The following is a 12,732-nucleotide window of genomic DNA, read 5'->3' as shown; positions in this document are numbered from 1 at the left end:
GATTTGGGTTGCTAAGGGAATTTTAGAAGTACTAAATGATAGGGAATAGCACTTAGATACAAAGAGAATTAAATTAATGGATAAGAAACCGATAAATGCTTACATGAAGCCAGAATAGGTTTTATTTGAAGAATATATGACTTACATAGTTGCTATTAAAGAAATTAAGATTACGAAACAATTTAAAAGTTTAGATATACTTATTGAAATTAATCCAAATGGTAGATTCTATGCTTTTTGGTAGAGCGAGCAAGAAAACAATGATTGTACGCAGTATTTGCGGTTAGAAGAAGGACGTTTATATTTTAAGATATATGTTGCTGTAGTGAGGGATTATAGAGTGGCTGATGGAAAGGAGAGAATTGATATTCTTGGAACAATGGGGGTTTTAGGTAAGTGGAGTGATTTTTGAAGGAGACTGATATTCAACAGTTGGTGGTTTTTTCTATGCCGGTGCATAAGTCTATATTTCAGTTAATGCGAAAAATGGAAGAAGAGGGGCAACCGATTGATCTTGTGACGTTCATTTCTAGGGTAGATCCGAATTTTTTGAAGGGGATCGGGGGAATGGAGTATTTTATAGGGTTAATGGATGGTGTGCCTACAACTGCCAACTTCTCTTATTATGAAGGGCTTGTTCGAGGTGCCTGGAAAATGTATCAGGCGGGTGTTCTCGGGCACAAGATGGGAGAGCGTCTTATTGCGGAGAAGGATGAGAAAATTATTGGTGAGACGATTACGGCACTTTGTGAGCTAGAGGAAAAGGACTGTGTATGTGAGTTTGATTTGAAGGATGCGTTAGTTGGTTTGTATGAAGAGCTTCATCAAGACGTGAAAGAGATTACGGGGATTGAGACTGGTTATACATCGCTAAATAAAATGACGTGCGGATTGCAGGAAGGTGATTTTGTTGTTCTTGGTGCACGTCCTTCTATGGGAAAGACTGCGTTTGCGTTAAATGTTGGATTGCATGCGGCGAAGTCTGGAGTGGCGGTTGGACTGTTTTCATTAGAGATGAGTAGTAAGCAATTGTTGAAAAGGATGGCGTCTTGCGTAGGTGAAGTGTCAGGAGGTAGGCTGAAAAATCCGAAGCATCGTTTTGCGCTGGAAGACTGGGAAAAGGTGAGTAAGGCGTTTGCGGAGATTGGTGAAATGCCGCTTGAGATTTACGATCATGCGGGGGTTACTGTGCAAGATATTTGGATGCAAACTCGTAAGTTAAAGCGGAAGCACGGTGATAAAAAGATTTTAGTCATTGTAGATTATTTGCAGCTTATTACAGGTGATCCGAAGCATAAGGGCAATCGATTTCAGGAGATTAGTGAAATTTCTCGTAAGCTTAAGTTATTAGCACGTGATTTAAATGTTTGTGTAGTCGCGTTGTCGCAATTGTCTCGTTCCGTAGAGTCGCGTCAAGATAAGCGCCCGCTTTTATCTGATTTAAGAGAGACGGGACAAATTGAGCAAGATGCGGATGTCATTATGCTTATGTATCGAGAAGATTATTACGATAAGGAAACGAAGCAGAAAGAGATGACGGAGATTCATGTGGCGAAGCATCGGAATGGGCCTGTGGGGAGTTTTAAGCTGAGATTTTTGAAGGAGTTTGGGCGATTTGTGGAGAAGGGGAATTAGTTGGAGGGGAAGTTTCTGCTTTGAAGAACGGAGTAGAAGCAGCTTCAATTATTAAAGGAAAAGAGAAAGGGAAGATTGTTCATTTAATAATTGTAGAAAATACAGATCTTAAGACGAAAAAAGGAATGGACTTGGTGGTAAGAAAAAGATTTCATCAATATCCTATAACAGTAGTATTAACTTCACTAAAATATCTCTTTTTTTGTATGTTATTTTTATTTTCTTTGGCGGTTCTGGTGCAAAGATAAAATAAAGCATTCCATTCATTTGTATAAGCTATAATATTGCTAATGCTTATCCCTGTTCCTGTCCTGTTTAAACATCGCTAAACAAATGGATTAGGTTGTTACAAGGTAAAGGGAGTCCATTCTACTGGATTCCCTTTATTATTTCTTTTTTTATATCAACATTCATGTTTAACAAATCGTATTACTTAAAAATCTTTCGCAAAATTTTAATTTTGTTCTTATACGGTGGAAATACAAGCCCTAAATCTATCCTTGAGCTTTTCTTTAAAATGCTTTTACGATGCGTAAAAGCATCAAAACTATGTTTACCATGATAGGCGCCGAATCCTGCATTGCCTACTCCGCCAAAAGGTAAGTGGAGATTAGCCATATGTGACATTGTATCGTTGACGCATCCTCCTCCAAAAGAAATTCGTTCTAATACTTGCTTTTCAACATTTTTATTTTCAGTAAATACATACAAAGCTAACGGTTTGGGATGGGCGTTAACTGTATGAATGACTTCATCTAAATCATTGTAATCCATAATTGGTAAAATCGGTCCGAAAATTTCTTCTTTCATAGCTGCATCATCCCATGATTTTACTTCAAGAAGTGTTGGTTCAATATATAAATGGCTTCTAGATGAATTTCCACCAAATACTATATAATTTTTGTCTTGCTCTAATATAGAAATAAGTCTATCGAATTGTCTCTCATTAATAATTCGACCGTAATCATTGCTTTTTAGTACATCTGATCCATAAAAGTTTGTAATGATTTCTTTCATTTTCGAAATCAGTTTTACCTTGACAGATTTATGTGCAATAACATAATCAGGTGCAATACAGGATTGGCCAGCATTTATGAATTTTCCCCAGATAATGCGCCTAGCTGCTATATCGAGGTTAGCAGTTTCATCGACAATGGCTGGTCCTTTGCCACCAAGTTCTAATGTTACTGGTACAAGGTTTTTCGCCGCAGCTTCCATGACAATTTTTCCAACTTGAACGCTACCAGTAAAAAAGATATGGTCAAATGGTGCATGAATCAATAAAGAAGTGATTTCCCTGCCGCCTTCAATTACACGAATGTATTGTTTATCAAATATTTCACTTATCATTTTGTTAATTACAGCTGAAACATTTGGTGCATTTTCTGAAGGCTTGAGAATTACACAATTTCCTGCCGCAATTGCCCCAATGAGAGGTTCAATTAATGATTGGAATGGATAATTAAAAGGTCCAATAATTAGCACGGTACCATATGGCTCTTTTATTATGTAGCTTTTGGATGGGGCAAAATGAATAGGTGTTTTTACTTTTTGAGGTTTCATCCACTGTTTTAGGTATTTCATTATAAAATTGATACTGTTAAATGCGAAACCAACTTCTGCAGCGTATGCTTCAAACTCGCTTTTGTGTAAATCTTGATATAATGCGCTCAGCACTTCACTTTCATATTTTTGAATGGAATATTTTAGCTTTTTTAACTGTTTAAGCCGAAATTGAAGACTTCTTGTATGATCATGATGAAAAAATTGTCTATGTTCTTGAATAAGTTGTTGTATATCATCAACCATTAGGAAATCCCTCCAATAGCAAGAAAATATTCACATACCATGTCCATCAATTGTATAGAGCATTTAATCCACATATCCTATTTACTAATGCATCCGTTTGTTGATAAAAGCTACTTTTAAACTAGGGATGATAATCTTAGAAAATGTTGATATCTCATTAAAAAGTAGCTTTAGACTGAAAAGATATTTTTTATGTAGCGTAAAATCTTTAAAAATTTCTCCAGTAGACCTGTAGGAGTTTTTTGTTTACATAAGTGGATTATTGGACTATAAATTATTACTAATTATCAGCTTTTGATGAAGTAGAATTGTTTTCTAAAGAATTGCAACGATATATGTCACCTGATGCTTTAGAACAATTAGCTAGAAATACAGGATTTGTGCAACGAAAAATAAATACCGCACACAAGATTTAGTGGCCCTATGTATTTGGTTCAGTCAAAACATAGTTCATACTTTATTGACACGATTATGTAGTTGATTAGAAGCGAACATAAGCATTTCTATGAGCACAGAAGAACTCAATCAATGCTTCAATTACTCCTCAATAAAAAGAAGCGAGAACTAAGTGAATATAAAACAACCTAAATCAGTAAGGATTACTATTTATATTTCAATCTCTACAATAAAATGCCCAAGAGCTATCAAAAATCTTCCTTCGTTTGTTTAATCTCTTACATAAAAATGGACGAAAATCTCATCGCTATGAGAAGAAAACACTCTTTGATATAATTCAAAACGATGCTTTATTTCTTCAAGTAAAACCTTCTAAGTGAGTTTTGATTAAACTTTTTTCAAAATGGCTTCCTTTTGTCCCTTATCAAATAGGGGGGTAAAACATTTCTGATTGAGCTTTATTCTAAACTAACATCAGCGACAGGAAATAAAGTTCCTGTCGCTGAATAAAAGGTATAGCACGATATGCTGCAGTTAGAATTACACTTAGGTTAAGAGAATAATACAAATGAATCTTCTCAAACGTAATGTGTGTTTAGTTACCTATTCCACATTCTTCTTATAACCAATCCTCAACACCCCCTTAAAATCCACCTCAGCAATCAGCACACTCAACAATATAAGTGTCGCCCCTAAATATCCTTTTCCTGTAAGTGTTTCCCCTGTGAAGACGAAAGCAAAGCCTGCGGAAAAGACAGGTTCTAATGAAAAAATAAGTCCTGTATGTGTAGGCGTAGTGTATTGCTGGGCGATTACTTGCACGATGAATGCGACTGCGGTGCAAAATATGCTTAAGATTAATATGATGAGCCATGAGTCGATCGTGCTAGGAAGTTTTGGTGTTTCTATAATGAATGAAAAAATAAGACTAAATAGGCCGACAAAACCTAGCTGCACTACCCCTAGTGCAATTGAGTTTACATGTTTCGTTACGTTTCCGGTAATGATGACGTGAATGGCATAAAATAGGGCGGACAATATGCAAAATATATCACCGTTACCGATCTTGAATTCACTCGTTAATGTTAATAAGCCGATTCCTATTATCGTTAAAACTATTCCTAATATTACTTTCTTTTCAGGAATGTGTTTTAAAAAGATAGCTGATAATATGGGAATGAAAATGACTGTGAGACATAGTAAAAAACCTGCATTAGATACGCTTGTATATTTTGTACCAAACGTCGCGAAAATGTAGACGATAAATAAAACAGAAGCCAGTATGAATGCATATTTTACAGTTTTAAAATCAATTTTGAATAAATGTTTGTAAAATATTAAACCTGATAAAAGAAAAGCGATAATAAATCGTAATGCGATTAAATTATATTCTTCTATGTCATCAAGTCCAAGCTTTGTAAGTAGGATGGATGCACCCCAAAAAAATGTAACTAGTAGTAGCATTAAATCAGCTTTTAATTGAATTCTCATTTCTATTCCCTCGTTATGTATAATTTGTAATACCCGTAGCTCCATTGTTTATTTTAATATTAATTCTGAATATTTGGAACAAAAATTTATCGACGGTTTTTTCTCCATTCAATTATTGAAGGTTGGATTTGAAGAAAATCGGTATGTGAGTTTCTAAAGTGAATAGAAATAATGAACCAATAACCCGATTTCTCTATTTTATATGGAGAAATTGGGTTATTTCGCTTTGGAATAATTATGAGAAATTTTTTAGATGTTTCTCATATATTCATCATGTTTCTTTCATTTTCTTCTCACGTCCAAGTTTTACACTCAATGTATCAAAGATAAAGGGAGGTAATACATTTTTTTCTTATCTCAAAATGAATGATTAGATGGTGGTGAACAGATGAAAAAGAATAAACGTAAAAAATTGCGTTGGTTAAAATGGATTATGATCCTTCCGTTACTTCTGGCGTTACTATTGTTTGGATTACATAGTATGAAGTTTGACAGGTGGGACCACGAGAAGCATAAGCAAGCGGAGTATACTGTTTCTCATGATAAAAACAGAGAAGCTTTCGTTACGCAAAAAGAAAAGTTTAATAACTTTGAGCGAGATCAGTATCATGAAAAACATCATGAAAATGAGTTTGAAGGTTTATTCTTTATACCATTCCTATTAGCGTTTGGATTTGTTCTTTTCGGTTGGTTAATCCTTCGCAAGTCTGAAGGGAATGTGGTTAAGAAGTGGACAGGCATATTGCTCCTTGTTATTGGGGTATTACCAGCTCTTCCGATACTTGCATTTGTGGCAACGATTGTTTGGATATATAAAAAGTTTAAAGAGAAAAGAATGGCAACTGATATAGATTTATACAGCGATTTTCAAGTTCAAAAACAAGTAGATATTTTAGATCAATGGGAACGCAATATTCGTAAGGAGGAGAAGTAGCAATGGGTATTTTAAAACGTATTAAAAATATTTTGGTAGCGGATGTGCATCAAACGTTAGATAAGGTAGAAAAACCTGTTAGCATGTTGAAGCAATATCTTCGCGAAACAGAACAGCAAATTATGAAGGCTGAAAAAGCACTTTCTCACCAATATTATTTAGAAAAAAAATATGAAGCATTAATTTCAGAAACGGATGCTCTTATTGCGAAAAGAACCCGCCAAGCTGAGCTTGCCGTATCACGCGAAGAAGATCAAATGGCGCAGTTAGCCCTGCAAGAAAAGATTGTGAGTGAGAAAAAAGCGGAACTATATCGAAAGCAGTACGAAATAACAAAAGAGCAAACAGCGACGCTTTATGAACAAATTGATAAATTGCAAAAGAAATATGGAGAGTTGCAATATAAAGAACTAGTTCTTGTTTCGCGGTTAAATGCGGCGCAAGCGATAAAAGAAAGCAACAGAGCGATTGATTCGTTTCATACAGAAAGCACAGCGAAAGGCTTTGCACGCATTGAATCGTATGTGCAAAAATTAGAAGCAGAAACAGCTGCTAGTAACTATTTTTATAATTTGAAGTCTCCTAATCAACAAGAAGTGTTAGATCAAAATTTGCAAGAAGAAGTACAGCTGGAGTTAGAGAAGTTAAAAGAGAATAAATAGTGTGTAAAAAGCCCATTTTCATATGGGCTTTTTTATCGATGAAGTTATTCCTTTTCAAACTGAAAAATGTTCCGATTAATGAGTTGATGGAAGTGCCTATCCATTTCTGCTGCAGGAACTTTTCTTTCGTTTTGAAACCACCACGCACTTAATGAGGTGATTACTCCTGAATAAAATTCCGTTATTAAATCATTTGGCATCGTATGATTTTTACAAAGGCGATTTAGCGCTTCTGTTTCTTGTTTTCTTGTTTCGTGGCTTAAATAATACATGCGGCTATTGAATTGTTCATCGGACATTTGTGCCTCAAATATTTTACAGATTTCTTCATGATGCAGGAATTGTTCCATCACTTGAAATGGTTTACTTATTCGATCTAGAAGCGGTATTTCAGCAACCATTTCGCCATAGCGTTTAAATCCAAATGCTAATAAAGCATCTTTGTCTTCAAAATGTTTATAAAAAGTTGTTCGGTGTACCATTGCGCGATCGCATATTTGGTTAATGGTGATGGAACTATATTTTTGCTTTGATTGCGTCATTAATTCAAATAAGGAATTCCATAGTAATTTATGTGTACGTCTAATACGTAAATCAAGTTGTTTTTCATTATCGTTCATCTACAATTCTCCTTTTTTGTAGATTAAATATACAATGGATGAAAATTGATTCTCCCTTTTTAATCTACATATGTATATTATATTACATGTGTTCCGGTTTATATAAAGCTTTTGAAGTAAAAAACAGGAGGAGAATCAATACATGAATATGACAACTAAGAGCCCTGCAAGTGGCAAAGTTGATACTTCTAAAATGAAGCATACCCCCATTTTAATCGCATTACTTTTAGGGGCAATGGTTGCGTTATTAAACGAAACGTTACTTGGTAATGCATTAACGGTATTAATGAAAGAATTTGACGTAACAGCGTCAACAATTCAATGGCTTTCTACAGCATACATGTTAGTTGTTGGTGTTTTAGTACCGATTACAGCGTTACTTCAGCAATGGCTTACAACGAGACAAATATTTTTGATCGCGATGGTAACCTTTTTAGTCGGTACATTAATTGCTGGATTCGCACCGACATTTGCCGTTTTATTAGTCGGGCGTATTGTCCAAGCAGTAGCGACTGGATTAATTTCACCGTTATTAATGAATACGATTTTAATCATTTGTCCACCTGAAAAACGTGGTGCCACGATGGGGTTAATCGCACTCGTTATGATGTCAGCTCCGGCAATTGGTCCTACATTATCTGGAGTAATCGTTGATTCATTGAATTGGCGCTGGTTATTTTACTTTGTCGTTCCAATCGTAATCATTGCCATTGTAATTGGAATGAAGTACATTCAAAATGTTTCAGAGTTAACAAGGCCGAAAGTAGATTATCCATCTATTCTTTTATCAACATTAGGTTTCGGCGGGATTGTGTATAGCTTTAGTGCATCAGGTGACTTAGGGTGGTCTGATCCGAAAGTGTACGGCGCTTTAATTGTTGGGCTTGTATCACTATGTATTTTTATCGTGCGACAATTAAAAATCGATAATCCAATTTTAGAACTACGTGCATTTAAAGTTCCGATGTTTACATTATCAGTTGGATTAATCGTCATTGTGATGATGTCGTTATTTTCAACGATGACTTTATTACCGATGTTTCTGCAAACCGTGTTACTCGTTACAGCCTTTAAATCAGGATTAATAATGCTTCCGGGAAGTATTATTAGTGCCGTAATGGGACCAATCGCGGGCAAATTATTTGATAAATTTAGTCCGAAAGTTATTATCGTTCCCGGCATTGTGTTAGTAGGGATCGCAATGTTCTTATTTAAAGACATTACTCCTGACACATCAATGCTACAAATTATTATTATGCACAGCGTATTAATGGTTGGACTCATGTTTGTAATGACAGCACAAACATACGGTTTAAATCAATTAACGCCAGATCTATATCCGCACGGAACAGCACTGTTTAATACGTTACAGCAAGTAGCTGGCGCAATTGGTACGGCTATATTTATTTCGAAAATGTCTTCAGGAACAACTCAGTATATGGAAAGCTCCGCAAATCCAATGGATCCAGCAGAGAAGTTAAATGGTTTAACATCAGGATTCCAAGGTGCATTTACACTTGGATTAATCTTTATTGTTGTTGCTTTTATCGCATCGCTATTTTTAAAAGAAGAGAAAAAGGGAGTAGAAGCAGCAGGGGTTTTACAGAACGAGAATTAAGGTTTATATAAAAAGACATCTTTACGAGAGTAAGATGTCTTTTTATATTTCTTTCGTAATATCATACCGCAGCAATTGTCTTTGATCATAAAATCTCTCAAAAATAAGACCCATTACATAGAAGAATACTAGACCGAAGCTAATATGAATAAGTGTAAATGTCGCTCCAAATGAAGAGAATTCATATACGATAATCGGCAATTTCGCAGTTGTCCAAACGCCTAAGAAAAATACGATGTATTTAATACTCGCACCTTTTTTCAAAAGTAATGCGGCGATGGGAAAGGCGACGTAGAGGGGGCCAGCTGCAATGCCACCTAATAATAGAGAGAATAAGATACCATAGATGCCCGATTTTTCTCCCATATATTTCATTAACGTTTCTTTCTTCACCCATTGATCAAGTAATCCTACAAATACTAGGACAGGAGGGAGGAGAAACAGCATATCTAAAATACTATTACCTGTTAATTGTAATGCGCTCCATCCTAAAGATTGGTTTATAAAAGTTAGTACGATAAGTCCAATTAGTAAAATGAAAAAGAAACGATATCTTTTTAGTTCATTCATACCATCACCACCCAAATGATATAGGAGAATAGGAGAGACATGAGTAATGCTGATGCGTTACGCGCGTAAGCAAAACTTCGCCCAAATATTTTTTGCTCCATCGGAAGGGTTGTAATTCCTACTGCCATGAGTGTAGACATAAGTGCCGCAACTTGAGGAAGGCCTGCACCGTGCTGGACTAATGTATTTCCAAGAGGGAATACGACAAAGCTTGGGATGAGTGCCACAGAGCCGAGGAGTGCAGAATACACAATACCTAAGAATCCAGACTGTTCTCCAATGATGGAAGAGATGAAGGATGGTGTTAATATAGAAAGCGATAAGCCAACGAAAAGCATGATGGAAAGCATGGCAGGTAGAAGATTTCGAAACATTTTCCATGACTTCATTAGAGCATCTTTCGTTTTATTACGATCCTTCATAAAAGAAATTCCAGTAAGAATAATGGCTAAAGTGTAAAGGATAACACCATTAATCATGATCGGATACCTTTAAGCTTTTATATTTGTCTAAGAAAAAGGATAAGTTCTTCATTTTTTCTTCAATATCCATTTGAAAATCGGCCAATTGTTCTTTTCCAGCAGGGGTAATTTTGTACATCTTTCTCGGTTTGTCTTGATGAGCTGTACTTACGTAAGATTCAATTGCGCCTTCGTTTTCTAATTTTTTTAGTGTGCGATATAAAATGGCGCTATCGATTGGATTGACTGGAAGTTCCTCTTCGCACTTTTGCAATAATTGACCGCCATAGTTATCACCTTCGGCTAGAAATAATAAAAGAAATGCACCTGTATGTCTTCCTGTATGTTTCATGAATAGACCTCCTAGAATGGATTACGTTACTGTTAACAACAGTATACTGTTGTTAACAGTATAAGGTGCATGAAATGCTATGTCAATTTTGAAATGTGCAATCTTGAGACAGTGTTTTTTGTTGGCAAATTACTATATGAAGTAATATGTATAGGGATTGTACATCCAAGAACATAAAAAAAGACACTCTCAAGAGTGCCTCTACTTAGCAGCCGAATCCGCCGCCCCAACAGCTAGCTCCTACGATGATTAATAAAATAAAGAGTACAACAAGTAAAGCGAATCCGCCGCCGAAACCACAGCCTCCACCACAACTTCCGCCATAGCCCATATTAACTCCTCCTTCCATAAAGTCCATTTATTTAATGGATTTAATTCAATTTATGTTTTTAAGGATGAATGGAGCAGGTCCTTTAAAAAAATAAAAGGACCTTGGGAGTTTAAAAGAGTTGACGACCTTATTTTTGTCACCGGTATTCCGCCGTTTACATATTGTATTTTATTCTGTGTATTGGGGGAAGGAGGATCTTTATGGCTAATTCTGAAATGATTTTACGTTTACTTACGGATTTAAAGATTGAACAGCAAGCTTTGAGAGAACAGCTGGAGAAAATGCAAATAGCATTAACTATACTTGAAGAAAAATCAGCTACTGTTGAAGAGAAATCAACTACTCTTGAGGAAAAACCAGCTGCTACAAAGCAAAGAGCTTTTTCTGGACGCCCAACATCTTTTCGTGATTGGAGAGCAGCTAGTCAAAAGAATTCATAAGAGTATAAGAAACGAAGACATCCATTAAGATGTCTTCGTTTACTTGTATAATCGAAATTTATTTTTAAACTGATCCCCATAAATGATAAACCATTCCAATAACAAAAAATGCTAGTCCTAAAAACAAAATGATTAAAGCAAGCATTCCATTTTTATTATGCTCCATAAAGTCAGCTCCTGTTTTAGTTATATACAAAAAAGCCTTTAGTCGTAATTATGGCTAAAGGCTTTAATCATTATACTTTTGTGGTCCATATTCCTTTAGCTAGCTGTATCCGAGTAATATTCTTCCGCATTAAATTCTTTAACGAGTGATATGTCGTTTGTATCAGGGTTAAACTTAAATATTTTAATTTGACCAAAGTTATCTTTGTCTGCAAATGTATTCTCACCAATTTGGGTCATATTGCTGATATTTGGGGTAGGGTCGCTGCCATGATCAGTAATTTCCACAACTCTCTCTCTATCCCAAAATGCAATGACAATGATCAAGATGATAAGGCATACACGTATGTAACGCAGTTCTCTTGCAACAGGATGTTCCATCGGATAGTCTCCTTTGCTATTTGATAGATTTTGTGTATAAAAGAGATACTTTCTATGAAAAAATAATGAATTGAATGCAAATAAAAAAGACACAGTAAAGTGTCTTTTTTATTTGAGTTATGCGCATTGCTAATAAGACGTTAGTTCCTCAGTTTGAATATGAGTAACTATGTAGGGTAATTCGATTATAACATTTTAACCAATAATGGGTCTATATGGAATTTTAAGAAGGGCTAAAAAAATGAAGGAAAAGGTTCATAAAAAAGATCGAAAAAGAAAAGCTTTGATTGGTGAGAGCCTGAAATCTTAAGTATAAAAAAAAGACATCAATTAAGATGTCTTTTTGGTATTATGGTAAGTAAAGCGTGGGATATATTTTCCTTGCTTTGAATGATGAATCGGATAATAATAGGCATAAAGAAAAGGCACCCATATATAGGTGCCTTCTCCGATAGTTTTTTAGCAGAAGCAAGAAGCTCCAACGATGATTAATAAAATAAACAATACAACTAATAAAGCAAAGCCTCCAGAAAAGCCACAGCCGCCACAACTACCACCAAATCCCATAATGGTTCCTCCTTTAAATAAGAGGAGAAAACAAGGGTTCACTCATGTATTTTAACGGATTCAAATTACTTTATGTTTTTTACGCAATAATTGAGCAGGTCCTTTTGAAAATAAAGAAAAGACACCCTAAGGTGCCTTTCTCCGACTTAAACCATCTTAATTTTAATAATATATGTTGGACTCCCATCCAAATATTATTTTACCATGTTAAGTTGTTTTATTCATTGAGAAATAAAATTCAAATCTATGTTTTGTTGTTTTTGGAAATATTCCATATCAATAATTACAATACACGTTTTA

General features: G+C 35.2%; 14 protein-coding genes and 3 pseudogenes. 8 read left to right on the top strand and 9 right to left on the bottom strand.

Going from position 1 to position 12,732, the window contains the following annotated elements; all coding sequences use genetic code 11:
* Nucleotides 1-441: 441 nt before the first annotated feature.
* Together dnaB and MR065_RS09335 are read left to right on the top strand one after the other, a co-directional pair.
* Nucleotides 442-1,635 (top strand): annotated as a pseudogene (gene dnaB / locus MR065_RS09340) (replicative DNA helicase); the annotation flags it as partial.
* A gap of 20 nt (nt 1,636-1,655) precedes the next feature.
* Nucleotides 1,656-1,883, top strand: a complete 228-nt coding sequence (locus MR065_RS09335) for a hypothetical protein (RefSeq protein WP_242213440.1) — start codon at nt 1,656-1,658, stop codon at nt 1,881-1,883.
* 181 nt (nt 1,884-2,064) lie between these two features.
* On the opposite strand, the gene MR065_RS09330 is transcribed toward MR065_RS09335, so the two are convergent.
* Nucleotides 2,065-3,444, bottom strand: coding sequence for an aldehyde dehydrogenase (locus MR065_RS09330; protein WP_242213439.1), 1,380 nt, complete (start codon nt 3,442-3,444; stop codon nt 2,065-2,067).
* Nucleotides 3,445-3,779: 335 nt separating this feature from the next.
* Here MR065_RS09330 and MR065_RS09325 point away from each other — a divergent pair.
* Together MR065_RS09325 and MR065_RS09320 are read left to right on the top strand one after the other, a co-directional pair.
* Nucleotides 3,780-3,994 (top strand): annotated as a pseudogene (locus MR065_RS09325) (IS4 family transposase); the annotation flags it as partial.
* A pseudogene (locus MR065_RS09320) lies at nt 3,973-4,220 on the top strand (hypothetical protein); the annotation flags it as partial. The pseudogenes MR065_RS09325 and MR065_RS09320, both read left to right, overlap by 22 nt.
* Nucleotides 4,221-4,443: 223 nt before the next feature.
* Here MR065_RS09320 and MR065_RS09315 read toward each other — a convergent pair.
* Nucleotides 4,444-5,331, bottom strand: coding sequence for a DMT family transporter (locus tag MR065_RS09315; RefSeq protein ID WP_242213438.1), 888 nt, complete (start codon nt 5,329-5,331; stop codon nt 4,444-4,446).
* Between the two features lie 388 nt (nt 5,332-5,719).
* On the opposite strand from MR065_RS09315, the gene MR065_RS09310 reads away from it, so the two are divergent.
* Nucleotides 5,720-6,265 carry a lipid droplet assembly factor 1 gene (locus MR065_RS09310; protein ID WP_242213437.1) on the top strand — a complete coding sequence of 182 codons (546 nt, stop codon included), beginning with the start codon at nt 5,720-5,722 and terminating at the stop codon, nt 6,263-6,265.
* Nucleotides 6,266-6,267: 2 nt separating this feature from the next.
* Entirely contained in the window at nt 6,268-6,927 is a 660-nt protein-coding gene (locus tag MR065_RS09305; RefSeq protein WP_242213436.1) for a PspA/IM30 family protein, read from the top strand.
* A 44-nt stretch (nt 6,928-6,971) separates the two neighbouring features.
* Here MR065_RS09305 and MR065_RS09300 read toward each other — a convergent pair whose 3' ends face one another.
* On the bottom strand, nt 6,972-7,547 hold the full coding sequence (locus MR065_RS09300; RefSeq protein WP_242213435.1) for a TetR/AcrR family transcriptional regulator: 576 nt from the start codon (nt 7,545-7,547) through the stop codon (nt 6,972-6,974).
* A 142-nt stretch (nt 7,548-7,689) separates the two neighbouring features.
* On the opposite strand from MR065_RS09300, the gene MR065_RS09295 reads away from it, so the two are divergent.
* Nucleotides 7,690-9,165: an MDR family MFS transporter gene (locus tag MR065_RS09295; RefSeq protein WP_242213434.1), complete on the top strand. Its 1,476-nt coding sequence runs from the start codon at nt 7,690-7,692 to the stop codon at nt 9,163-9,165.
* A 42-nt stretch (nt 9,166-9,207) separates the two neighbouring features.
* Here the strand turns inward: MR065_RS09295 and MR065_RS09290 are convergent, their stop codons facing one another.
* From MR065_RS09290 to MR065_RS09275, 4 genes are all read right to left on the bottom strand, one after another.
* Entirely contained in the window at nt 9,208-9,735 is a 528-nt protein-coding gene (locus MR065_RS09290) for a permease (protein WP_242213433.1), read from the bottom strand.
* Nucleotides 9,732-10,214, bottom strand: a complete 483-nt coding sequence (locus MR065_RS09285) for a hypothetical protein (protein ID WP_242213432.1) — start codon at nt 10,212-10,214, stop codon at nt 9,732-9,734. Before MR065_RS09285 ends, MR065_RS09290 begins: the two co-directional genes overlap by 4 nt.
* A complete protein-coding gene (locus MR065_RS09280) occupies nt 10,207-10,548 on the bottom strand; it encodes a PadR family transcriptional regulator (RefSeq protein WP_242213431.1) in 342 nt (113 codons plus the stop codon). Before MR065_RS09280 ends, MR065_RS09285 begins: the two co-directional genes overlap by 8 nt.
* Before the next feature lie 205 nt (nt 10,549-10,753).
* Nucleotides 10,754-10,879 carry a YjcZ family sporulation protein gene (locus MR065_RS09275; protein WP_000540377.1) on the bottom strand — a complete coding sequence of 42 codons (126 nt, stop codon included), beginning with the start codon at nt 10,877-10,879 and terminating at the stop codon, nt 10,754-10,756.
* A gap of 200 nt (nt 10,880-11,079) precedes the next feature.
* Here MR065_RS09275 and MR065_RS09270 point away from each other — a divergent pair, with 200 nt between their 5' ends.
* A complete protein-coding gene (locus tag MR065_RS09270) occupies nt 11,080-11,319 on the top strand; it encodes a preprotein translocase (protein WP_242213430.1) in 240 nt (79 codons plus the stop codon).
* A gap of 261 nt (nt 11,320-11,580) precedes the next feature.
* Here the strand turns inward: MR065_RS09270 and MR065_RS09265 are convergent, their stop codons facing one another.
* The gene (locus tag MR065_RS09265) at nt 11,581-11,865 is read right to left on the bottom strand and encodes a YmzC family protein (protein ID WP_242213429.1); all 285 of its coding nucleotides are present in this window, start codon (nt 11,863-11,865) and stop codon (nt 11,581-11,583) included.
* A 459-nt stretch (nt 11,866-12,324) separates the two neighbouring features.
* A complete protein-coding gene (locus MR065_RS09260; RefSeq protein ID WP_000505673.1) occupies nt 12,325-12,432 on the bottom strand; it encodes a YjcZ family sporulation protein in 108 nt (35 codons plus the stop codon).
* Nucleotides 12,433-12,732: the final 300 nt, after the last annotated feature.

Origin of the sequence: Bacillus cereus group sp. BfR-BA-01383 (assembly GCF_022663495.1) — a bacterium.
Taxonomy (GTDB): Bacteria; Bacillota; Bacilli; order Bacillales; family Bacillaceae_G; genus Bacillus_A; species Bacillus_A cereus_AU.
The sequence above is the reverse complement of the archived record's forward strand: the minus strand, read 5'-3'. Positions and strand labels throughout refer to the sequence as shown.

Excerpts from the sequence above, each read along its gene's own strand:
- MR065_RS09330 (WP_242213439.1), bottom strand. The coding sequence starts at position 3,444 with ATGGTTGATGATATACAACAACTTATTCAAGAACATAGACAATTTTTT.
- MR065_RS09315 (WP_242213438.1), bottom strand. The coding sequence starts at position 5,331 with ATGAGAATTCAATTAAAAGCTGATTTAATGCTACTACTAGTTACATTT.
- MR065_RS09310 (WP_242213437.1), top strand. The coding sequence starts at position 5,720 with ATGAAAAAGAATAAACGTAAAAAATTGCGTTGGTTAAAATGGATTATG.
- MR065_RS09305 (WP_242213436.1), top strand. The coding sequence starts at position 6,268 with ATGGGTATTTTAAAACGTATTAAAAATATTTTGGTAGCGGATGTGCAT.
- MR065_RS09300 (WP_242213435.1), bottom strand. The coding sequence starts at position 7,547 with ATGAACGATAATGAAAAACAACTTGATTTACGTATTAGACGTACACAT.
- MR065_RS09295 (WP_242213434.1), top strand. The coding sequence starts at position 7,690 with ATGAATATGACAACTAAGAGCCCTGCAAGTGGCAAAGTTGATACTTCT.
- MR065_RS09290 (WP_242213433.1), bottom strand. The coding sequence starts at position 9,735 with ATGAATGAACTAAAAAGATATCGTTTCTTTTTCATTTTACTAATTGGA.
- MR065_RS09285 (WP_242213432.1), bottom strand. The coding sequence starts at position 10,214 with ATGATTAATGGTGTTATCCTTTACACTTTAGCCATTATTCTTACTGGA.
- MR065_RS09280 (WP_242213431.1), bottom strand. The coding sequence starts at position 10,548 with ATGAAACATACAGGAAGACATACAGGTGCATTTCTTTTATTATTTCTA.
- MR065_RS09275 (WP_000540377.1), bottom strand. The coding sequence starts at position 10,879 with ATGGGCTATGGCGGAAGTTGTGGTGGAGGCTGTGGTTTCGGCGGCGGA.
- MR065_RS09270 (WP_242213430.1), top strand. The coding sequence starts at position 11,080 with ATGGCTAATTCTGAAATGATTTTACGTTTACTTACGGATTTAAAGATT.
- MR065_RS09265 (WP_242213429.1), bottom strand. The coding sequence starts at position 11,865 with ATGGAACATCCTGTTGCAAGAGAACTGCGTTACATACGTGTATGCCTT.
- MR065_RS09260 (WP_000505673.1), bottom strand. The coding sequence starts at position 12,432 with ATGGGATTTGGTGGTAGTTGTGGCGGCTGTGGCTTTTCTGGAGGCTTT.